Consider the following 21307-nt stretch of genomic DNA (forward strand, 5'->3'; position numbering starts at 1 on the left):
AAATTAGACAAACGACTTGGGAGGAGGATTAAAGTGATGTAGCGCAACGGGCTCGCTGTCAGCACTCACCGGAGGCTGATGCTAACATATTGTTTTTACGATTGAAAAACGATTCGATGCGATTATTTACCTCTAGACGAGAGGGATGAACAGGTAGAAATTCATATCGGTAAACAGGATGGAATCGAATGATGAAATCTGCATTTGAACTTCAGCTTGAAGGCTATGGTCTGACGACGGCACAAATCCTCTATCATTTGCCGGATCACCCGCACCTGCTCCAGACCTTCGTCTGGCAGGAATATGATCTGGAGCCAGATTTTCCGGTGTTGTTCAACTTTATCGATTTCTGGAAGGAAAAGATCGAGGGTCCGATCCATTCGATCGTCTATGCGCACAAGCGCCTCATTGGACCGAACGAATGGCGCAATGTGAATGGCGAAATCGTTCTGCATTGACAGGACAGATCAAAAGGGTGGGCCTGAGCTTGTTCCGGTTTTCGGGCCGATGCTGTAGAACCGGCGCATGATCGCTCACCCTCTCGACCGTTTCAAAAAAGCCCTCGTCTATGCGTCGAAGATGCTGCTCGGGGCGGCGATCTGCTGGTACGGCCTTTTGGCCATGGGCGTGGCCGATCCCGTTTGGGGGGTGATCACCGTACTGATCGTCAGTGATCCGGATGTCGCCACGGCGCTCGATCTGGCCAAGGTGCGCACCATCAATACGGCGGTTGGCTGCACCGTCGGCCTCGCGACGATGCTCATCTTCGGCTATTCGCCGGAAGCAAGCCTCGTTGCCATAGCGCTGACTGTGATCAGCATCATGATGATAGACCATTATCCGGCGAACTGGCGGTTGGCGCCGGCGACCGTGTTCATCGTGATGGATGCTGGGCGGCTGGCGGCTACGCAACACCAAGAGATCAGCTATGCCATGATGCGCATGCTGGAAATCGCTGTCGGCTGCGGCGTGGCGCTCGCGCTAGCCCGCCTTTACACCTATCTCGCCGGGCGCAAGCCTCGGGAAACCGACGTGACTTAAGCGTAATCGCGGCTGCCGAAGATGGCCGAGCCGACGCGGACCGATGTCGCGCCGAAGGCGATAGCCGTCTCGTAGTCGCCCGACATGCCCATCGACAGCTTCTCGATGCCGCCCGCCCGCGCGATCTTTTCGAGCAGAGCGAAATGCGGCCCGGGGTTTTCGTCTGCCGGCGGGATGCACATCAGCCCTTCAATGGCGAGGCCATGCGTTTGCCGGCAGCGCTTGACGAACGCTTCCGCCTCGGTAGGCGCGATACCCGCCTTTTGCGGCTCAAGTCCCGTGTTGACCTGCACGTAGAGCCTGGGAAAGCGGTTCAGCCTTTTCATCTCCGAGGCAAGCATCGCGGCGATCTTCTCGCGGTCGACGGTTTCGATCACATCGAAGAGCGCCACCGCGTCGGCGGCCTTGTTGGACTGCAGCGGCCCGATCAGATGCAACTCGACGCCCTCGTAGCGTTCTTTAAGCGCCGGCCATTTGGCCTGCGCCTCCTGCACGCGGTTTTCGCCGAAGACGCGCTGGCCTGCTTCCAGAACCGGGCGGATATCCTCAGCTTCGAATGTCTTGGAGACGGCGACGAGCGTTACTGATCGATGCGGCCGGCCGGCCTCGTGTTCCGCATCCGCAATGGCGCCGCGCACGTTTTCCAAGCGCCCAATAACGTTGGCGGCGGCATCGGTCATGGCATTAACACCCCTTTTAAACGCGGTTTAGGCTCGCTAACTGTCGGTGATGGTTGACGCCTCCGCCAATCCATGGTGAAGGTCCGCCCACATATCAAATCCTCTTTGCAAGAGAAATACGGTCATGGCAACCGAACGCTATAATCCGCGTGCAGCGGAAACCCATTGGCAGAAGGTCTGGGAAGACGCAAAGATCTTCGAGACCGAGAATGACGATCCGCGGGAAAAATACTACGTCCTCGAAATGTTTCCCTATCCGTCGGGGCGCATCCATATGGGCCATGTCCGCAATTATGCCATGGGCGATGTGGTGGCGCGGTACAAGCGCGCGAAGGGCTTCAACGTGCTGCATCCGATGGGCTGGGACGCCTTCGGAATGCCGGCGGAAAACGCGGCGATGCAGAACAAGGTTCATCCCAAGGAATGGACCTATCAGAACATCGCCACCATGCGGCAGCAGCTGAAATCGATGGGCCTGTCGCTCGACTGGTCCCGCGAATTCGCCACCTGCGACGTGGATTATTATCACCGCCAGCAGATGCTGTTTCTCGATTTCTTCGAGAAGGGCCTGGTGACGCGCAAGACCTCCAAGGTCAATTGGGATCCGGTCGACCAGACCGTGCTTGCCAACGAGCAGGTGGTGGACGGGCGCGGCTGGCGCTCGGGCGCATTGGTTGAACAGCGTGAATTGACGCAATGGTTCTTCAAGATCACCGATTTCAACGAGGAACTGCTGAGCGGGCTGGATACGCTCGACCATTGGCCGGAGAAGGTGCGCCTGATGCAGCGCAACTGGATCGGCCGTTCGGAAGGCTTGCTGGTCCGCTTTGGGGTGGACCAGGCCACGGCCCCGCAAGGCGAGAGCGAGATCGAGGTCTATACGACGCGCCCCGACACGCTGTTCGGCGCGTCCTTCATCGCAATCGCTGCCGATCATCCGCTGGCGAAGAAGCTCGCGCAAGACAATGCGGCCCTGGCTGCGTTCGCAGACGATTGCCGGCATACCGGGACATCCGTCGCGGCGGTTGAAACCGCGGAGAAGAAGGGCTTCGATACCGGCGTGCGGGTGAAGCATCCCTTCGACGACGACTGGACGCTGCCGGTCTATGTCGCCAATTTCGTGCTGATGGATTATGGCACCGGCGCAATCTTCGGCTGCCCGGCGCATGACCAGCGCGATCTGGATTTCGCGAATAAATACGGCTTGCCGGTCACGCCCGTTGTGTTGCCGGCGGGCGAGGATGCCGCGCATTTCAGGGTCACCGAGACGGCCTATGTGGATGACGGAACCATGATCAATTCGCGCTTCCTCGACGGGCTGACGCCGGAAGAGGCGTTCAAGCAGGTTGCCGACCGTCTGGAGAAGATCGCCATCAACGGCCGCCCGCAGGGCGAACGCAAGGTGCAGTTTCGCCTGCGCGACTGGGGCATCTCGCGCCAGCGTTACTGGGGTTGCCCCATTCCGATGATCCATTGCGACGATTGCGGCGTGTTGCCGGTGCCAAAGGCCGACCTGCCGGTGAAGTTGCCTGACGACGTCGAATTCGACCGACCCGGCAATCCGCTTGACCGGCATGCCGCATGGAAGCAGGTTGCCTGCCCGAAATGCGGCAAGGCGGCGCGGCGCGAAACCGACACCATGGATACGTTCGTCGATTCGTCCTGGTATTTCGCCCGTTTCACCGCGCCCTGGGAAAACGAACCGACCGACCTGAAGGCTGTGAACGAATGGCTGCCGGTGGACCAGTATATCGGCGGCGTGGAACATGCGATCCTGCATCTGCTCTATTCGCGCTTTTTCACCCGGGCGATGAAGGTGGCCGGCCATGTCGGCATCGAGGAGCCGTTCAAGGGGCTGTTCACGCAAGGCATGGTGGTGCACGAGACCTATAAGGGCCCAGACGGCTGGGTCGCTCCCGCCGATATCCGCATCGAGGAGAGCGACGGTGAACGCAAGGCTGTGCTGATTTCGACGGGGGAGCCGGTCGAGATCGGTTCCATCGAGAAGATGTCTAAGTCGAAGAAGAATGTCGTCGATCCAGATGACATCATCGCTTCCTATGGCGCGGATACGGCACGGTGGTTCATGCTGTCCGATTCGCCTCCGGACCGCGATGTGATCTGGACCGAATCAGGCGTTGAAGGCGCGCATCGCTTCGTGCAACGCGTCTGGCGGCTGATTACCGAAGCGGCACCGGCGTTGAGGGACGTCACGCCGAAATCGGCGTTCGAGGGCGAGGCGGGACTGGTCTCGAAGGCGGTTCACAAGACGCTGAAGGCTGTGGGCGAGGATATCGAGAAGCTGTCTTTCAACAAGGCGGTGGCCCGTCTCTATGAGCTGGTCAACACGATTGCGGGGCCTTTGCAGATTGCTGCGGCCGGCAAGGCGGACACGGCGCTGGAGGCAGCTTTGCGCGAGGCGGTCGATATCCTCATCGCAATGATTGCGCCGATGATGCCGCATCTGGCGGAACAGTGCCGGACAGAGCTCGGGGCTGACGGCCTCGCCGCCACGGCGGCCTGGCCCGCCTTCGATCCGGCGCTGATCGTCGAGAATGAAATCACCCTGCCGGTCCAGATCAACGGCAAGAAGCGAGGTGATTTGACAATTGCCCGCGATGCGGATCAATTGGCCGTCGAAAAGGCGGTGCTCGAACTTGATTTCATCAAGACAGCCCTGAACGGGAGCGCACCGAAGAAGATCATCGTGGTGCCGCAGAGGATCGTCAATGTCGTTGCCTGATCGCGCTTTTTTCATGCCGAAACTAAAGCGCTCCGCGCTTTTCGCCATCTTGGCCGGAACGTTGATGACCATTGCAGGCTGCACCGTTCAGCCGCTCTATTCCGGTGGGGGTGGTGCAGCAGGCATTGGTGGGACCGTTGCGCCGGGCATGCGCGAGAAGCTTGCCTCCATCGCGATTGAGCCGGCCACGACACGCTACGGGCAGGAAGTGCGCAACAAGCTGATCTTCCTCCTGAGCGGCGGTGCCGGCGAGCCGGCCACTCCGGCTTATCGCCTGTCGCTCGGCGTCACGTCGTCGACGATTGCCGCGGTCAGTGTCGATATCGGCGATTCGACCGACAGGACCGGGCGTCCCTCCGCCGGTACGGTTCGCGTCGCATCAAACTATGTGCTGCGCGATACGAATGGCAAGCCGGTAGCCAAGGGCACGCGCGTCGTCAGCGCATCCTTCGACCGTCCGCGCCAGGAGTTCGCCAATCTACGCGCCGAACGCGATGCGCAGGACAGGGCGGCGCAGGAATTGGCCGAACAACTGATGCTGGCCATCGCCCAGAATCTTTCGAAACGTTGAGGCTAGGGCAGCACCGCCGCCCTTTTCTGCCATGCGACTGACCTCCTTTTCCGCCCGCGGTTATCGATCGCTCCGTTCTGTTCATCTCGAAATCGGGCAGGTTTCGCTGTTCGTGGGCGAAAACGGGGCGGGAAAATCCAATCTCTATCGCGCGCTGCAATTGGTGAAGGCCGCGGCCGAAGGCACGCTGGCCAGCGAGATCGCCCGGGAAGGCGGAATGCATTCGGCTCTCTGGACCGGGGTCCGCAAATCGGGACAACCGGTGCGGATCATCCTGGAGGCGCATTTCGAAGACGAGGAGACGGCAGCGCGGTTCTCCTATCACGTCGAGGCGGGCCTTCCTCCGCCGGTATCGGCAGGGTTCAAGTTCGAGCCTCACCTGAAGGAAGAGGAACTGAGTCTCGATACCGGGCGCCGGTCGGTTGAAATGATGAGCCGCAAGGGGCCGATGGTTTTCGCGCGCGACGGCGAGGGGCGGCGTGTCGAGCATCCCGTGCGGATGATGAATTCCGAAACGGCGCTTGCCGCGCTCGCAGGCTCAGGCCGGTATCCAGAGATCGGCGATCTATGCGCCACGCTGACGGGCTGGCGGTTCTATCACGGTTTCCGCACGGATCGGGACGCGCCTGCGCGGCGGCCCGCGCTTGCCATCACCTCGCCGATGCTCGACGAGGACGGCAGCAATCTCGCTGCGGTTTTTGCAACGCTCGCCCATATCAGGGGAGACACGGTCGATCTCAAGCGCTGCATTGCGGACGCCATGGGCGGGGCAGAGCTCGACATTCCGTTGCCGGGACAGACAGCACATTTCGGCCTGATCGTTCCGGAGTTCCCCCAACGTGTCTTCGCGCCCGAGGAACTCTCCGACGGGCAGATCCGATTCTTGGCGCTCGCCGGTGCGCTGCTCTCCTACCGGCTGCCGCCATTGATCGCTCTCAACGAGCCGGAAGCGAGCCTCCACCCGTCCATGCTGCCGCCGCTTGCCGATATGATCGCCAAGGCGGCGGAACGCTGCCAGGTGTGGGTGGTCACCCACTCGCAAGCGCTGGCGGATGCCATCCGGGAGCGGACCGGCGCGCGACCGGCCACCGTCATGCGCAAGGATGGCGAGACGGTTGTGAAGGGGTGAGGAGGGGAGCGGCCGATCCCTTGATCGAACCGCTCCAGCCTTCTCGTCAGACGATTTTCTGTCCGGTTTTCGCCCAATCGGCGAGGAATGCCTCGAGGCCCTTGTCGGTCAGCGGATGCTTGACCAGGGCTTTGAGCGTTGCCGGCGGGACGGTGGCGACATCGGCGCCGATGAGGGCGGCTTCCTTGACGTGGTTCACGGTGCGGATCGAGGCGGCCAGGATCTCGGTCTTGTAATCGTAATTGTCGTAGATCGTGCGGATCTCGGCGATCAGTTCCATGCCGTTGACGCCCATATCGTCGATGCGGCCGATGAAGGGCGAGATGAAGGTCGCGCCGGCCTTTGCGGCAAGCAGAGCCTGGGTGGCCGAGAAGCAGAGCGTGACATTGACCTTGCGGCCATCGGAGGTGATGGCCTTGCAGGCCCTAAGGCCATCGAGCGTCAGCGGCACCTTGATGCAGATGTTGTCGGCGATCTTGGAGAGAACGGCGGCTTCCTTCATCATGCCGTCATAGTCAATGGCGGTGACTTCGGCGGAGACGGGGCCCGATACGATGTCGCAGATTTCCTTGGTGACTTCGAGGATGCTGCGTCCGGATTTGGCTATCAGCGAAGGATTGGTGGTCACGCCGTCGAGCAGGCCGAGATCGTTCAGTTCACGGATTTCCTTCACATCGGCGGTGTCGACAAAGAATTTCATTTCAGCGGTCCTCCATAATAGGGCTAGCCGGGGCGTTTGAGGGATCATATCCCGGAAGGTGGCTTTTCTTTAGCCCAAAGCCAAGCCAAGGTCACGCGGTCATGTCGAAAGATTCGCAAACACCCCCGAGGACGGTTCCGGTGCTCGTTCCGTTGCCCGCGGAACGTCCCTATAGCTATGCCGTGCCGGATGGGATGAGTGTCCTTCCAGGCTCGATCGTGCGCGTGCCGCTCGGGCCGCGCGAGGTGGCCGGGATCGTGACGGGGGGCGAAACCGATTCCGTAGACGCAAAGAAATTACGCTCGATTTCAGCGATCTTCGACTGCCCGCCAGTCGAGCCGCAAATGCTGCGTTTTATCCAATGGGCTGCGGATTATACGCTTTCGCCGCCGGGCATGGTGGCGCGTATGCTTCTGCGTGTCCCCGCCGCCTTCGATCCTGAGCCGCCCATTCCCGGCCTGCGCTATGTGGGGGTAAGGCCGGACAGGCTCACCGAAGCGCGGAGCCGGATCATGGAACTGGCCGAGGACGGCATGGCCTGGACGCGCTCGGGCCTTGCGCATGCCGCCGGCGTCTCGCTCACCGTCGTTGACGGGCTGAAGGCGCAGGGCGTCTTCGAGGAGGTGATGATCCCGCCGCGTCCCGTCGTGGCCCTGCCCGACGTCGCTTACGCTCGCCCCGATCTTTCGCCAGACCAGCGGGCGGCGGCCGACATGCTGGTGGAGAATGTTTCGACGCAGGCTTTTTCCGTTTCACTGCTCGATGGAGTGACCGGTTCGGGCAAGACGGAGGTCTATTTCGAAGCGGTGGCAAAAGCTATCGAGCAGGGCAGGCAAGTTCTGATCCTGCTGCCGGAAATCGCGCTGACGCAGCAATTTCTCGACCGTTTCCACGACCGTTTCGGCGCAAAACCCGCCGAATGGCATTCAGATCTGGCGCCGCGCATGCGCGAACGGGTCTGGCGGCAGGTGGCGGAAGGTCAGGTGCGAGTCGTGGCCGGCGCACGTTCGGCGCTGTTCCTGCCATTTTGCGATCTCGGGCTGATCGTGGTCGATGAGGAGCATGATCCGGCTTACAAGCAGGAGGATCGGGTCTTCTACAATGCACGCGACATGGCTGTTGTGCGAGGCCATATCGGCAGCTTCCCCGTCGTGCTTGCCTCGGCGACGCCGTCCATCGAAAGCCAGGTCAACGCAGAGCAGGGCCGTTACAAGCGCATCCGGCTTTCCGCCCGTTATGCAGAAGCGGCAATGCCGGATCTCAAAACCATCGACATGCGCCGCTCGCCGCCGCCGCCCGGACGGTTCCTGTCGCCGGTGCTGACGGGAGCTATCGCCAAAACGCTCGAGCGCAAGGAGCAGGCGCTTCTGTTCCTCAACCGGCGAGGCTATGCGCCGCTGACGCTTTGCCGTGTCTGCGGGCATCGTTTCCAGTGCCCGAGCTGTTCGAGCTGGCTGGTCGAGCACCGCTTCCGCGGCCAGCTTATGTGCCACCAGTGCGGCTATCACGAGCCGACGCCGCAATCCTGTCCCTCCTGTGGGGCGCTCGATCACCTGGTCGCCTGCGGTCCTGGCGTGGAACGCATTGCGGAGGAGACGTCGGCGGCCTTTCCCGATGCACGGATCATCGTGCTTTCCTCCGATCTTCTAGGCGGGGTAAAGCGGCTGCGGCTGGAGCTGGAGGCCGTCGCCAAGGGCGAGGCCGATATCGTCATCGGCACGCAGCTGGTGGCCAAGGGGCATAATTTCCCCGACATGACGCTGGTCGGCGTCATCGATGCCGATCTGGGCCTTGCCAATGGCGATCCACGCGCCGCCGAGCGGACGTTTCAACTGCTCAACCAGGTTACGGGGCGGGCAGGACGCACGGGGCGTAAGAGCCTCGGTCTCCTCCAGACCTATCAGCCCGACCATCCTGTCATGCGCGCCATCGTCTCGGGCGATGCGCAAGCTTTTTATGCGCGCGAGATCGAGGAGCGTGAACGCTCCGGTCTACCGCCATTCGGAAGGCTGGCGGCGCTGATCGTTTCGGCCAACTCGCGTGGCGAGGCGGAGGGCCATGCGCGCGGCTTACGCCGGGCAGCGCCGTCTTCGCCCGAAATCGCGGTGCTCGGCCCGGCGGAAGCGCCGCTCGCGCTGATTCGCGGAAGGCACCGTTTCCGGCTGCTCGTCCATGGAACGAAGCGCGCCGACATCCAGGCATTCATTCGCACGCTTCTGGCGTCAGGACCGAAGGAGCGTGGTTCCGTGCGGGTGCAGGTGGATATCGATCCGCAGAGCTTCCTGTGAGAGCCTGTTTGGAAATGGATGAGGCGACCTGCAGATGGGCAATATTCTCTGTTCCGGTGCTCCCGTACCTCATGGACGCTCTGCTCCGGTACCGAAAACCACCATTTTCGGCTCGGCCTGATCCATTTTGAAACAGACCTGGCGTTCGGCCATGCAGCGCTTTTTGTCGCATCCCGCGTGGAAAACCCGTGCCACTTTTCACCGATCTGCTCTATAGACGGCAGATCGATTTCTGAAGACGAGGACAGCAAATGGAGTTCTACTGGCCGGCGAGCGATGGCGAATGGTTCGCCTGGATTTCCGCGGCGATAACCGTGCTCTTCGGGGCGATCCTGTTTTTCGCGCCGGGGCTGTCGATGAAGCTCTTGCGGCTGGCGCCAGTCAATGAGCGGCCGGAGGCTTTTGCCTCGGTACGCGCGACAATGGCGGGATTCCACATCGGACTCGGCCTCAGCTGCCTTATGTTCGCGCAGCCGTTTCTCTGGCTGGCGCTCGGCGCGGCGTGGGGCTTCACGCTCTTCGGCAGGCTTATCTCGATCATGTCCGATCGGGGCAACACCTTCTACAATTGGATGGCGGTGGTGCTGGAGTTTTTGCTAGCAGCGGCGCCGCTGCTTTTCGCCTTCGGATTTGTCTCTTGAAGGGGCATTAGATCCCGTCCGGGGACGAGAATTCCCCGCAATTGCGACAAAGCTGACCAAAAACTGCGGGATTCGCGTGTTGCGAGTCCTGTCCGTGTATGCTAGACGGCAATCGAATTTCAGCGGGGATGTTTAGCGCATCAAAAAATCGCTGAGAAAAATCAATAAAGTCAATGCCTTAGGTTGACCCTACTTTTCGGGTATCCGGGCCTTGGCGACAAAGCAGAGAGCTGGTTGTTCGTGGCAGAAACTTCATCGCTCATTTCAGGTGTTGCGCGGCGTTATGCCGGATCGCTTTTCGATCTGGCGCTGGAAGCCAACTCCGTCGTTCAGGTGGAAAAGGATCTCGGCCGGTTCGAGGCACTTCTGGATGGCAGCGATGAGCTCAAGCGCCTGATCAACAGTCCGGTTTTTTCGACCGAAGAGCAGGTGAGGGCGATCTCCGCCGTCGCCGACGGGGCAGGCATAAAAGGCCTCGTTGGAAATTTCCTCCGCGTTGTCGCGGGAAACCGCCGGCTCTTCGTGCTGCCCGGTATCATCCAGGGCTTTCGCGAAATAGCGGCTGAGCATCGCGGTGAGATCGCTGCCGATGTAACCGCTGCCCATGCGCTGACGGCGGCGCAGCAAAATGAATTGAAGGCGACGCTCAAGGGCGTGGCCGGCAAGGACGTGACGATCAATGTCACCGTCGATCCGTCGATTCTCGGCGGCCTTATTGTCAAGATGGGGTCACGCCAGATCGATACTTCCCTTCGCACCAAACTTTCTTCTCTCAAGCTTGCACTGAAAGAGGTCGGCTGATGGACATCCGTGCTGCGGAAATTTCCGCAATCCTGAAAGAGCAAATCAAGAACTTCGGCAAGGAGGCTGAGGTCTCCGAAGTCGGTCAGGTTCTGTCCGTCGGCGACGGTATCGCCCGTGTCTATGGTCTGGACAACGTCCAGGCGGGCGAGATGGTCGAGTTCCCGGGCGGCATCCGCGGCATGGCGCTGAACCTTGAAAGCGACAATGTCGGCGTCGTTATCTTCGGTGCCGACCGCGATATCAAGGAAGGCGACACCGTCAAACGGACCGGCACCATCGTGGACGTTCCTGTCGGCAAGGGCCTGCTCGGCCGCGTTGTCGACGCTCTCGGCAATCCGATCGACGGCAAGGGCCCGATTGTCGCCACGGAGCGTCGCCGCGTCGACGTCAAGGCGCCCGGCATCATCCCGCGGCAGTCGGTCAACGAGCCGATGGCAACCGGCCTCAAGGCCATCGATGCACTGATCCCGGTCGGCCGCGGCCAGCGCGAGCTCGTCATCGGCGATCGCCAGACCGGCAAGACCGCGATCCTTCTCGACACGATCCTGAACCAGAAGGCGGTTCACGATTCCGGTCCCGAGAAAGAAAAGCTCTACTGCGTCTATGTCGCTATCGGCCAGAAGCGCTCGACCGTTGCGCAGTTCGTCAAGATTCTCGAAGAACGCGGCGCTCTCGAATATTCGATCATCGTTGCGGCCACCGCGTCCGATCCGGCGCCGATGCAGTTCCTGGCGCCGTTCGCCGGTTGCGCCATGGGCGAATATTTCCGCGACAACGGCATGCATGCCCTTATCTGCTATGACGATTTGTCGAAGCAGGCGGTTGCCTATCGCCAGATGTCGCTCCTGCTGCGCCGTCCTCCGGGCCGCGAAGCTTATCCGGGCGACGTTTTCTACCTGCACTCGCGTCTCCTGGAGCGCGCGGCGAAGCTCAATGACGACAATGGCGGCGGCTCGCTGACCGCGCTTCCCGTCATCGAGACGCAGGCCAACGACGTTTCGGCCTATATTCCGACCAACGTGATCTCGATCACCGACGGCCAGATCTTCCTTGAGACCAACCTGTTCTACCAGGGCATCCGTCCTGCCGTGAACGTCGGTCTGTCGGTATCGCGCGTCGGCTCCGCCGCCCAGATCAAGGCGATGAAGCAGGTCGCCGGTTCGATCAAGGGTGAACTGGCGCAGTATCGCGAAATGGCTGCGTTCGCGCAGTTCGGCTCGGATCTCGATGCCTCGACACAGCGCCTTCTCAATCGTGGCGCACGCCTGACAGAGCTCTTGAAGCAGCCGCAGTTCTCGCCGTTGAAGACGGAAGAACAGGTCGCCGTGATTTATGCCGGCGTCAACGGCTATCTGGACAAGCTTCCTGTCAACCAGGTTGGCAAGTTCGAGGCTGGCCTGCTGGCGTGGCTGCGCACCGAGCACAAGGGCGTGCTCGATGCGATCCGCAACGAGAAGCAGCTTACCGACGATATCCGGGCCAAGCTCAAGGCGGCCGTTGACGCGTACGCCAAGAACTTCGCCTGAGTTTTGTTTTAGCCGCATGATATCATCCGAAAATTCTGCAACTTTTCGGAATCATGCACTGACGGGATAAACGGATGCCTTCACTCAAGGATCTGAGAAACCGTATCGCCTCGGTCAAGGCGACGCAGAAGATCACCAAGGCGATGCAGATGGTCGCCGCGGCGAAGCTGCGCCGCGCGCAGGAAGCTGCCGAGGCCGCACGGCCTTATTCGCAGCGCATGGGCGCGGTTCTCGCAAACATCGCGCAGAATGTCAGCGGCGACGATGCGCCGAGGCTGATGGCCGGGACGGGTGCAGACAGTGTGCACCTGCTCGTCGTCTGCACGGCGGAACGCGGTCTTTGCGGCGGGTTCAATTCGCAGATCGCTCGCCTGGCGCGCGACCATGCGCGCAAGCTCTTGAGCGAAGGCAAGACGGTGAAGATCATCACCGTCGGCAAGAAGGGCGCGGATATCCTCAAGCGTGAGTTCGGGCAGTTCATCATCGATCATTTCGATCTGCGCGGGGTCAAGCAACTCGGTTTCGTCAATGCCGATGAAATCAGCCGCAAGGTCATAGCGCTTTTCGAGGAAGGCGCTTTCGACATCTGCACGCTGTTCTATTCGGAATTCAAGTCGGTCATCAGCCAGGTGCCGACCGCGCTGCAGCTCATCCCGGCATCTGCCGGAGGCGAGGTGGAAGCCGATAGCGGCAAAGGCGCGCTTTATGAATACGAGCCCGACCCGAGCGTGATCCTGAGCGATCTTATCCCGCGCAACATCTCGGTCCAAATTTTCCGGGCGCTCCTGGAGAATGTGGCAGGCGAGATGGGCGCCAAGATGAGCGCCATGGACAACGCGACGCGCAATGCCGGCGACATGATCAACAAGCTGTCGATCACGTATAACCGCCAGCGTCAGGCTCAGATCACAAAAGAACTGATCGAAATCATTTCGGGCGCAGAAGCGCTCTAAAGTTTGGGTTTACCGCACGATCTTATCCGAAAAGTCTGCAACTTTTCGGGATCGTGCTAACGGAAGGTAAGGATCGATGGCAAAAGCAGCGACCCCAAAAACAACCGCCGAGGCCAAGCCGGCTGCGGCAGCAAAGGCCGCGCCGAAAGCCGCGGCAGCAAAAGCCCCTGCAAAGACGGCAGCAGTGAAAACACCTGGCGCCGTTTTGAAGGCGAAGGGTTCGGTCGGCCGCGTCAAGCAGGTCATCGGCGCCGTCGTCGACGTGCAGTTCGATGACAATCTGCCGCTGATCCTGAACGCGCTGGAAACCGACAACCTTGGCAACCGCCTGGTTCTCGAAGTGGCGCAGCATCTGGGCGAAAACACCGTCCGCACCATCGCCATGGACTCGACCGAAGGTCTGGTGCGCGGTCAGGAAGTGGTCGACACCGGCGCTCCAATCGAGGTTCCGGTCGGTGAAGCAACGCTCGGCCGCATCATGAACGTCATCGGTGAGCCAGTGGACGAAGCCGGCCCGATCAAGACGAAGGAAAGGCGCGCCATCCACCAGAATGCGCCTGAATATATCGAGCAGTCGACCGAAGCCGAGATTCTCGTGACCGGCATCAAGGTCATCGATCTCCTCGCGCCTTATGCGAAGGGCGGCAAGATCGGCCTGTTCGGCGGCGCCGGCGTGGGCAAAACCGTTCTGATCATGGAACTCATCAACAACGTCGCCAAGGCGCATGGTGGTTATTCCGTGTTCGCCGGCGTGGGCGAGCGTACCCGCGAAGGCAACGACCTCTACCACGAGATGATCGAATCGGGCGTCAACAAGCTTGGCGGCGGCGAGGGCTCGAAGGCAGCACTCGTTTATGGCCAGATGAACGAACCTCCGGGCGCGCGCGCGCGTGTTGCGCTGTCGGGTTTGACGGTTGCTGAAAATTTCCGCGATCAGGGCCAGGACGTTCTGTTCTTTGTCGACAACATCTTCCGCTTCACGCAGGCGGGTTCGGAAGTGTCCGCGCTTCTCGGCCGTATTCCTTCGGCGGTGGGCTATCAGCCGACGCTGGCCACCGACATGGGCGCCTTGCAGGAGCGCATCACGACAACGACCAAGGGCTCGATCACCTCGGTGCAGGCCATCTACGTGCCCGCCGACGATCTGACCGATCCGGCTCCGGCAGCCTCGTTCGCGCATCTTGACGCGACGACCACGCTGTCGCGCTCGATTGCGGAAAAGGGCATCTATCCGGCCGTGGATCCGCTCGACTCGACCTCGCGCATGCTCGATCCTATGGTCGTAGGCGAAGAGCATTACAACATCGCTCGTCAGGTTCAGTCGGTGCTGCAGCGCTACAAGTCGCTGCAGGACATCATCGCGATCCTGGGCATGGACGAGCTTTCCGAAGAGGACAAGCTCACCGTCGCCCGTGCCCGCAAGATCGAGCGCTTCCTGTCGCAGCCCTTCTTCGTGGCTGAAGTCTTCACCGGCGCGCCGGGCAAGCTCGTCGATCTCGCCGACACGATCAAGGGCTTCAAGGGCCTCGTGAACGGCGAATACGACCATCTCCCGGAAGCCGCCTTCTACATGGTCGGTTCCATCGAGGAAGCCGTGGAGAAGGCAAAGCGTCTGGCGGCGGAAGCTGCCTGATCGACCGATCGCCAGGCGGGCTTATCCAAGCCCGCCGGCATTCCGGACCGCTGATTTCAGGGAATTCGAGTAAAGAACATGGCCGAAGCCTTCCATTTCGAACTGGTGTCGCCGGAACGTCTTCTGCTCTCTGCGGAGGTCACTGAAGTCGTGATCCCCGGAAGTGAGGGCTACATGACGGTCATGGCCCGCCATGCTCCCCTCATGACCACCATCAAGCCCGGGGTCATCCAGGTGAAGCTCAGCGACGGCAAGCAGGAGTCTTATGTGGTTTTCGGCGGTTTTGCCGATATCTCGCAGGAAGCCTGCACGGTTCTCGCTGAATCAGCCGTCCACGTCGACGATCTGAATCGCGACGAGCTTCGCAACCGCATCCAGGGTGCACGCGATGATCTGGACGGTGCGGCGACGCATGAGCAGCGCACGAAAGCAGAACAGTTTCTGCATCAGTTGATGACGCTCGAAGGCTCGGTTCTTCCGGCCTGATAAGACCCCACATTCAATCGAAAAAGCGGCTTCGGCCGCTTTTTTATTGTGGCTATGATGCCCGTGGACGTCATACCCGGTGAAGGCAGATGAGAAAGCGCGGGCACATCAGTTCTCCTATTCACACTTGCGTGAGAACGAAATCTTTACTTGAAAATATTCGCCACAGGATATAGTGGCTTAGTAATCATTAGTATACTACATATATTGGATTTGCGATCATGGAAACCAACGAACTTCGCTCAGAGATGGTCGATGCGCTTTCAAAGGTCAGCCGAAAGCTGCGTACGCTTTTTGACGGACGGGTCAAGGAGCAGGGTTTGACGCTGGCGCGAGCTCGCATACTCCTTGTCCTCAACAATCAGGAAGGCCTTTACCAGAAAGAACTGGCAGAGGTGCTGGAGATCGAAAACGCCACAATGGTGCGGCTTCTCGACGGCCTCGAAAAGCAGAACTTCATCGAACGGCGCGCTGTCGAAGGCGACCGCAGGGCAAAGCAAATCGTCATGACGCGCGCCGGACGGGAACAGGCCGAACTGGTGGTCAAGCTCGCCGAAAATGTGCGCCATGACCTCCTCGATTCCGTCAGTGATGACGATCTCGCAGCCACGGTGCGTGTCCTGCACGCCATGGGTCATTCGATCGACAACACCGGCCGGCCGGGTGCCTGATCGAATTCTTGTGGTATCTTAACGGGGTCAGCGCCGCGAGAGCAGGCCGACGAGAAGGCCAATGCCGATAATGGCTACGGCTGCTGATGCCAGCGGCCTTTCGCGCGCCGTATCGGCCACGTGATGGGCTTGCCTGCCTGCCGCATGCGCAGCTTTTGCGCCCTTTGTCCGTAAAAGATCGTAGACATCGGCGGCGGTATCCCTCGCGCTATCCAGGATATGGAAGCCCTGCCCGGAAAGAGCTTCGGAGATAGCGGAAACTTCCCTGCGCAATTCGGCGATCTGACTTTCGAGATCCTTGCTATTGAACCCGCGTGCCTTGGTTCCCGGTGAAGCCATATGTCGTCTCCTTTGTCTGCTTGACGCTTAAAGCACCAATGAACGTAACGCGGTGTCTGATCAGATGGTTCCGGTCGCTTTCGCGTGAACACAAGTGAAAGATGTTGATTGGCGTGGTCACGGATTTGCTTTCCTTCGGGCAAAGTATGCTTCCTGAGCCCGGAAACGCTGGCTGCATGCCATTACCAGTGGGACCTCGTGGCTCGTCTCGACGGGCGTGAAAAGGCGGCCGTCGCTTATGGAGGATTTTTCCATGCGCATTCAGATTCTTGCTACCGCTGCAGCCGTTCTCTGCTTGTCCGCTTACAGTGCTCAGGCAGAAGATTTCACCTATGGCAAAGTGAAGATGTACGACCCAGACAGCCGGGTGGTGACGCTCGACAGTGGCGCGTCATTTATCCTCAATCCAGACTTTCATCCGAATATCCGTCCCGGCGAAGCCGTCGTGGTGGATTGGCAGGACAATGTAAACGGCGATTCCTATGCTGACTATGTTGGACCGACGGCCACTATGGCGCAGGATCTGTAGAAGATCGGGATGAATGGTCGAAAGTGGCAGGGGAAATAGCCCCTGCCGTTTTGTTGTGGTCGCAACGGGATTGAGTTCAAGCGGCTCATCTTTTCAATGTGCTCGATGGTGCAAGCGTTCGCAGATGACGGATCAGGTCCGCGGCGGCAGCCATGGCGTTTGTCGGGGTGCGTGCGATGATCGCTTCGATCAGTCCGATGTGGGCATCGGTCGAGGCGGCGATGCCGTCATCTGGTTTCAGGCGAAACCAGAAGCGGCGGCTATGGGTTTGCAGAGGCGCTGCAAGACGTGCAGCGAAGACGTTGCCTCCAGCTTGGCCGAGTACCGCATCAAGCGCTTTATCCGCATCCAGGAACTTACCGACATCACCGTTTCGGGTTGCATCCCGCATGGCGTCGGCGGCAACTTGAAAACGCGCGTGGTCGCGTGGGGTGGCAAGCCGCGCGGCGTCGCGCGCCAGCACTTGCTCGACGCCCTCTCGCGCATCAAGCACTTTTGTAAAATCCTTCGGGTCAAGCGGCGTAATGGCGATGCCGGAGCGGGGGCGCACCTCCATCAGCCCTTCCCACGCCAGCCTCTGAATGGCCTCGCGAACGGGCGTGCGTCCCATGCCCGTCAGCTCAATCAGCGTGCGTTCGTTGACCACCATATTGGGTTCGAGCACAAGTGTGACGACCATGAGTTCGAGCGTGCGATATGCCTGCTCGGCCAAGCTTTCGCTTTGCAAGCTGGCGGACATGCTTCCCGTTGAAAGAACTCCGTTTGGAAGGCTTTCCAGCCCCCGCCACTGTTTCACCGTCTTCATCAATCGATTGTGTTCCTCCCTATATCTGGTCTCTTCCGATGGGGCTTGACGGCCCTCTATCGTAAGATATATCACTGATATATCAATAAGGAGATCGCTTTGCGCTTCTCATTTCAGCGTTCTGGTGATCCGACGCCTTTCTCCGTCGGGAGGAAGGCTTCATGTGTGAGCGTATCTCTCAGCAGGAAGAAGCAGCATGCCCGGCTCCGAAAACCCACACGATCATGAAATCATCATCATCGGTGCGGGCATCGTCGGTATCTCTATCGCGGCCTTTCTCGCCGAGGCGGGCCATCAGGTGCTGGTCATTGACCGTACGGGGATCTGCGAGGAAACGAGTTCGGGCAATGCTGCAGCGCTCGCCTTTTCCGACATATTGCCTCTCGCCTCAAAAGGCGTTCTGGCCAAAATGCCCGGCTGGCTCCTCGATCCCCTGGGCCCCCTAACCATTCGTCCGTCCTATCTGCCGAAGCTGGTACCCTGGCTTTACCGTTTCTGGCGGGCGAGCGGTGCGTCGGCCCAGGCGAACAGCCTGCGGGCGCAGGCAATGATGATGCAGCTTGCAGAAACCGAGATGCTGTCGCTGATGCAGCGAGCCGGCCTCTCCTCCATGCTGCGTGAAGATGGCTCGCTGGAGCTCTATGAAAGCGAGGCGGAACTGAAGGCGGCGCAGCCGGGCTGGGATGCACGGGAGAAGGTAGGCATCGCCTATTGGCACATAAGGGGCCGGGAACTCGCAGAATACCAGCCGGGGCTTTCGCCGCGCTTCGTCGTCGGTAGCTTCGTGCCGGATTGGAAGACAGTGAGCGATCCAAAGTTGCTGGGGCAGGCATTATGGGCCTATGCGGAACGTGCCGGCGCCCGTTTCACCAAGGGAGACGTCAAAGGGCTTGCCGCTTCCGACGGAAGTTCTGTGATCAGGCTGGCGGATGGCCGCGCATTGTCGGCGGGCAAGCTTATCATTGCAGCGGGCGCGTGGTCGCATCAGCTTGCGCAGCAGTGTGGCGATATCATACCGCTGGAGACGGAGCGCGGCTACAATACCACGCTTCCCGCCGGAAGCTTCGACCTGCGGCGCCAGCTCATCTTTTCGGGCCACGGCTTTGTCATGACGCCGCTTGAGAGCGGTATTCGCGTCGGCGGTGCGGTTGAGTTCGGCGGTCTGCGCCTGCCACCCAAGTATGCACGGGCGGAGGCGATGCTGAAAAAAGCGGGAACTTTCCTGCCGGGCTTACAGACGGGCGGCGGGCGGCAATGGATGGGCTACAGGCCGTCATTACCGGATTCGCTTCCCGCTATCGGCAAGGCGAAAGACTTGCCGAATGTTTTCTATGCGTTCGGCCATGGGCATCTGGGATTGACCCAGTCCGCAGCGACCGGCCGCTTGATCCGCGACCTGGTTTCCGGGCAAACTCCGGCAATCGATCTTACACCCTTCAATCCGCAACGTTTCTGAGGCTGACAGACAATGGCCAGGCATTCCTTCTTCTGCGTTGATGGGCACACCTGCGGCAATCCGGTAAGGCTGGTGGCGGGCGGCGGACCCAATCTGCAGGGTTCCGACATGATGGAGAAGCGGGCGCATTTCCTGCGCGAATATGACTGGATACGCACCGGGCTGATGTTCGAGCCGCGCGGCCACGACATGATGTCGGGCTCCATCCTCTATCCACCGACCAGGCCCGATTGCGATGTCGCCGTCCTGTTCATCGAGACCTCCGGCTGTCTGCCAATGTGCGGGCACGGGACCATCGGCACGGTGACGATGGCGATCGAACACGGACTGGTGACGCCGAAAACGCCAGGGGTCCTGCGGCTCGACACGCCGGCCGGGCTGGTCGTGGCGGAATATGAGCAGAAGGGGCAATATGTCGAAAACGTGCGGATCACCAATGTTCCGGCTTTCCTCTACGCTGAAGGGCTGGAGGTGGAGTGCCCCGATCTTGGGCTGCTGCGCGTCGATGTGGCCTATGGCGGCAATTTCTACGCCATTGTCGATCCCCAGGAAAACTATGCCGACATGGCGGATTATCGCGCGCTCGATCTCATCGGATGGAGTCCGGTCTTGCGCCAGCGGCTGAACGAACTCTATACATTCGTCCATCCTGAGAACCCTGGCATCAACCGCCTCAGCCATATCCTGTGGACGGGCAAGCCGACCATGCCCGAGGCGCATGCACGCAACGCGGTCTTCTACGGCGAAAAGGCCATCGACCGTTCGCCGTGTGGTACCGGAACCTCGGCCCGCATGGCGCAACTCGCCGGCAAGGGTCTGCTGAAACCCGGGGACGATTTCGTCCATGAGTCGATCATCGGCTCGCTTTTCCACGGGCGCGTCGAGAAGGCGGTGGAGGTGGCGGGACGTCCGGCGATCATTCCCTCCATCGCCGGATGGGCCCGGATGACTGGCTACAACACGATCTTCATCGACGACCGCGACCCGTTCGCGCATGGTTTCGTTGTCGTTTGAAGCTGGTGCAGTAAAACCCGACCCGGTTCAGGGATGAAATGATGCAGGATTTCCGGGTGTTGAGCCTCCTTTACGCGTCGGACAGGACGCGCGGCGCTCCATGTCGCATTCCGACCAGTCCCGCCCAGCCGACCTCGGTATAGCCGCCCGTCGGCGGAATGGGGGAGTTCCCGCTTCATTGTAAAATCTTAGAGAAAAATTTTGTATCTAAGGGGTTTTTCGGGGGAAGACACTGTAGAATGCGAAGCTCGGCTTATTGGTCCTTCGTCTGAGATAAAAACGGTTGCTTTCCGCGTTGCAGCGGTTAGGTGTAGGGAAAGATCGGCGAAAAGGGAACCGCCTGAAAAGGCAGGAAATAACGTCCCGATCGTAATAAGGGTGGCTTTTCGATGGAATATTTTATCCAGCAGCTGATCAACGGGCTGACGCTGGGCTCGATCTATGGCCTGATCGCAATCGGCTATACAATGGTCTACGGCATCATCGGCATGATCAATTTCGCGCATGGCGATATCTTCATGCTCGGCGCCTTCATGGCGCTTATCGTCTTTCTGATACTGACCACATTCGTCGGTGGCGTGCCTGTCGTGTTGGCGCTGCTCCTGATGATGATTGTGTCCATGTGCCTGACCAGCCTGTGGAGTTGGACCATCGAGCGGATCGCCTATCGTCCGTTGCGCGGATCGTTCCGCCTGGCGCCGCTCATCACGGCCATCGGCATGTCGATCGCGCTTTCCAATTTCGTGCAGGTGACGCAGGGGCCGCGCAACAAGCCAATCCCGTCGCTGGTCAATAGCGGCTTTACGATCTACGGCACCAACATCACCATTTCGCTGAAGCAGATCGTCATCATCGTGGTGACGGCGGTTCTGCTGGCGGCATTCTGGTATCTGGTCAACCGTACATCGCTCGGGCGTGCCCAGCGGGCCTGCGAGCAGGATCGGAAGATGGCTGCGCTGCTCGGCATCAATGTCGACCGGACCATCTCGCTGACCTTCGTCATGGGCGCGGCACTCGCCGCCGTCGCCGGCACGCTGTATCTGATGTTCTATGGCGTGATCTCGTTTTCCGACGGGTTCATCCCCGGCGTCAAGGCGTTCACTGCCGCAGTGCTCGGCGGTATCGGCTCGATTCCCGGCGCTGTCGTCGGCGGTCTGCTCATCGGCCTCATCGAAGCCTTGTGGTCCGCCTATTTCTCCATCGACTACAAGGATGTGGCGGCGTTCTCCATTCTCGCGATCGTGCTCATCTTCATGCCTTCCGGCATTCTTGGCCGTCCAGAAGTCGAAAAGGTGTAA

21 protein-coding genes are annotated in these 21307 nt (G+C 60.2%); 17 read left to right on the top strand and 4 right to left on the bottom strand.

Annotated features, from left to right (window positions below; all coding sequences use genetic code 11):
• Nucleotides 1–188: 188 nt before the first annotated feature.
• Entirely contained in the window at nt 189–458 is a 270-nt protein-coding gene (locus DUT91_RS09975) for an usg protein (RefSeq protein ID WP_425373775.1), read from the top strand.
• 67 nt (nt 459–525) lie between these two features.
• Nucleotides 526–1041, top strand: a complete 516-nt coding sequence (locus tag DUT91_RS09980; RefSeq protein ID WP_114440266.1) for an FUSC family protein — start codon at nt 526–528, stop codon at nt 1039–1041.
• Here the strand turns inward: DUT91_RS09980 and DUT91_RS09985 are convergent.
• Nucleotides 1038–1721, bottom strand: a complete 684-nt coding sequence (locus DUT91_RS09985) for a YggS family pyridoxal phosphate-dependent enzyme (protein ID WP_114440267.1) — start codon at nt 1719–1721, stop codon at nt 1038–1040. The genes DUT91_RS09980 and DUT91_RS09985 overlap by 4 nt on opposite strands.
• Before the next feature lie 124 nt (nt 1722–1845).
• Between DUT91_RS09985 and leuS the strand changes: the two genes are divergently transcribed.
• The 3 genes from leuS to DUT91_RS10000 are packed head-to-tail and all read left to right on the top strand — an operon-like array spanning nt 1846 to nt 6164.
• A complete protein-coding gene (gene leuS / locus DUT91_RS09990) occupies nt 1846–4464 on the top strand; it encodes a leucine--tRNA ligase (protein ID WP_114440268.1) in 2619 nt (872 codons plus the stop codon).
• Nucleotides 4451–5035, top strand: coding sequence for an LPS assembly lipoprotein LptE (gene lptE / locus DUT91_RS09995; RefSeq protein WP_114440269.1), 585 nt, complete (start codon nt 4451–4453; stop codon nt 5033–5035). Before leuS ends, lptE begins: the two co-directional genes overlap by 14 nt.
• Nucleotides 5036–5066: 31 nt before the next feature.
• On the top strand, nt 5067–6164 hold the full coding sequence (locus tag DUT91_RS10000; protein ID WP_114440270.1) for an AAA family ATPase: 1098 nt from the start codon (nt 5067–5069) through the stop codon (nt 6162–6164).
• A gap of 46 nt (nt 6165–6210) precedes the next feature.
• Here the strand turns inward: DUT91_RS10000 and fsa are convergent, their stop codons facing one another.
• Nucleotides 6211–6864: a fructose-6-phosphate aldolase gene (gene fsa, locus DUT91_RS10005; RefSeq protein ID WP_114440271.1), complete on the bottom strand. Its 654-nt coding sequence runs from the start codon at nt 6862–6864 to the stop codon at nt 6211–6213.
• A 101-nt stretch (nt 6865–6965) separates the two neighbouring features.
• On the opposite strand from fsa, the gene DUT91_RS10010 reads away from it, so the two are divergent.
• The 8 genes from DUT91_RS10010 (at nt 6966) to DUT91_RS10045 (ending at nt 15866) form a co-directional block, all read left to right on the top strand.
• Entirely contained in the window at nt 6966–9152 is a 2187-nt protein-coding gene (locus tag DUT91_RS10010; RefSeq protein ID WP_114440272.1) for a primosomal protein N', read from the top strand.
• A gap of 251 nt (nt 9153–9403) precedes the next feature.
• Nucleotides 9404–9793 (top strand): AGROH133_08824 family phage infection protein, encoded by a 390-nt coding sequence (locus DUT91_RS10015; RefSeq protein ID WP_114440273.1) that lies wholly within the window; start codon nt 9404–9406, stop codon nt 9791–9793.
• A 240-nt stretch (nt 9794–10033) separates the two neighbouring features.
• Nucleotides 10034–10594 (top strand): F0F1 ATP synthase subunit delta, encoded by a 561-nt coding sequence (locus DUT91_RS10020; RefSeq protein ID WP_114440662.1) that lies wholly within the window; start codon nt 10034–10036, stop codon nt 10592–10594.
• Nucleotides 10594–12123, top strand: coding sequence for a F0F1 ATP synthase subunit alpha (gene atpA, locus DUT91_RS10025; RefSeq protein WP_114440274.1), 1530 nt, complete (start codon nt 10594–10596; stop codon nt 12121–12123). Before DUT91_RS10020 ends, atpA begins: the two co-directional genes overlap by 1 nt.
• Nucleotides 12124–12197: 74 nt before the next feature.
• The gene (locus DUT91_RS10030; protein WP_114440275.1) at nt 12198–13076 is read left to right on the top strand and encodes a F0F1 ATP synthase subunit gamma; all 879 of its coding nucleotides are present in this window, start codon (nt 12198–12200) and stop codon (nt 13074–13076) included.
• Nucleotides 13077–13152: 76 nt separating this feature from the next.
• Nucleotides 13153–14709, top strand: coding sequence for a F0F1 ATP synthase subunit beta (atpD, locus tag DUT91_RS10035; RefSeq protein ID WP_114440276.1), 1557 nt, complete (start codon nt 13153–13155; stop codon nt 14707–14709).
• Between the two features lie 78 nt (nt 14710–14787).
• A complete protein-coding gene (locus DUT91_RS10040; RefSeq protein WP_114440277.1) occupies nt 14788–15195 on the top strand; it encodes a F0F1 ATP synthase subunit epsilon in 408 nt (135 codons plus the stop codon).
• Between the two features lie 221 nt (nt 15196–15416).
• On the top strand, nt 15417–15866 hold the full coding sequence (locus tag DUT91_RS10045; protein ID WP_114440278.1) for a MarR family winged helix-turn-helix transcriptional regulator: 450 nt from the start codon (nt 15417–15419) through the stop codon (nt 15864–15866).
• A 27-nt stretch (nt 15867–15893) separates the two neighbouring features.
• Here the strand turns inward: DUT91_RS10045 and DUT91_RS10050 are convergent, their stop codons facing one another.
• Nucleotides 15894–16205 carry a hypothetical protein gene (locus DUT91_RS10050; RefSeq protein ID WP_114440279.1) on the bottom strand — a complete coding sequence of 104 codons (312 nt, stop codon included), beginning with the start codon at nt 16203–16205 and terminating at the stop codon, nt 15894–15896.
• A 253-nt stretch (nt 16206–16458) separates the two neighbouring features.
• On the opposite strand from DUT91_RS10050, the gene DUT91_RS10055 reads away from it, so the two are divergent.
• Nucleotides 16459–16734, top strand: coding sequence for a hypothetical protein (locus DUT91_RS10055; protein ID WP_147272172.1), 276 nt, complete (start codon nt 16459–16461; stop codon nt 16732–16734).
• A gap of 85 nt (nt 16735–16819) precedes the next feature.
• Here the strand turns inward: DUT91_RS10055 and DUT91_RS10060 are convergent, their stop codons facing one another.
• Complete coding sequence (locus DUT91_RS10060; protein WP_425373776.1) at nt 16820–17539, bottom strand: GntR family transcriptional regulator; 720 nt, start codon at nt 17537–17539, stop codon at nt 16820–16822.
• Between the two features lie 196 nt (nt 17540–17735).
• Here DUT91_RS10060 and DUT91_RS10065 point away from each other — a divergent pair, with 196 nt between their 5' ends.
• The 3 genes from DUT91_RS10065 to DUT91_RS10075 all read left to right on the top strand — a co-directional run bounded on the left by DUT91_RS10065 (nt 17736) and on the right by DUT91_RS10075 (nt 21307).
• On the top strand, nt 17736–18995 hold the full coding sequence (locus DUT91_RS10065) for an NAD(P)/FAD-dependent oxidoreductase (protein WP_114440281.1): 1260 nt from the start codon (nt 17736–17738) through the stop codon (nt 18993–18995).
• Nucleotides 18996–19007: 12 nt separating this feature from the next.
• A complete protein-coding gene (locus tag DUT91_RS10070) occupies nt 19008–20009 on the top strand; it encodes a 4-hydroxyproline epimerase (protein ID WP_114440282.1) in 1002 nt (333 codons plus the stop codon).
• A 389-nt stretch (nt 20010–20398) separates the two neighbouring features.
• Nucleotides 20399–21307, top strand: coding sequence for a branched-chain amino acid ABC transporter permease (locus tag DUT91_RS10075; protein WP_114440283.1), 909 nt, complete (start codon nt 20399–20401; stop codon nt 21305–21307).

The sequence above is a fragment of the Paramesorhizobium salinisoli genome (assembly GCF_003335045.1).
GTDB lineage: Bacteria > Pseudomonadota > Alphaproteobacteria > Rhizobiales > Rhizobiaceae > Paramesorhizobium > Paramesorhizobium salinisoli.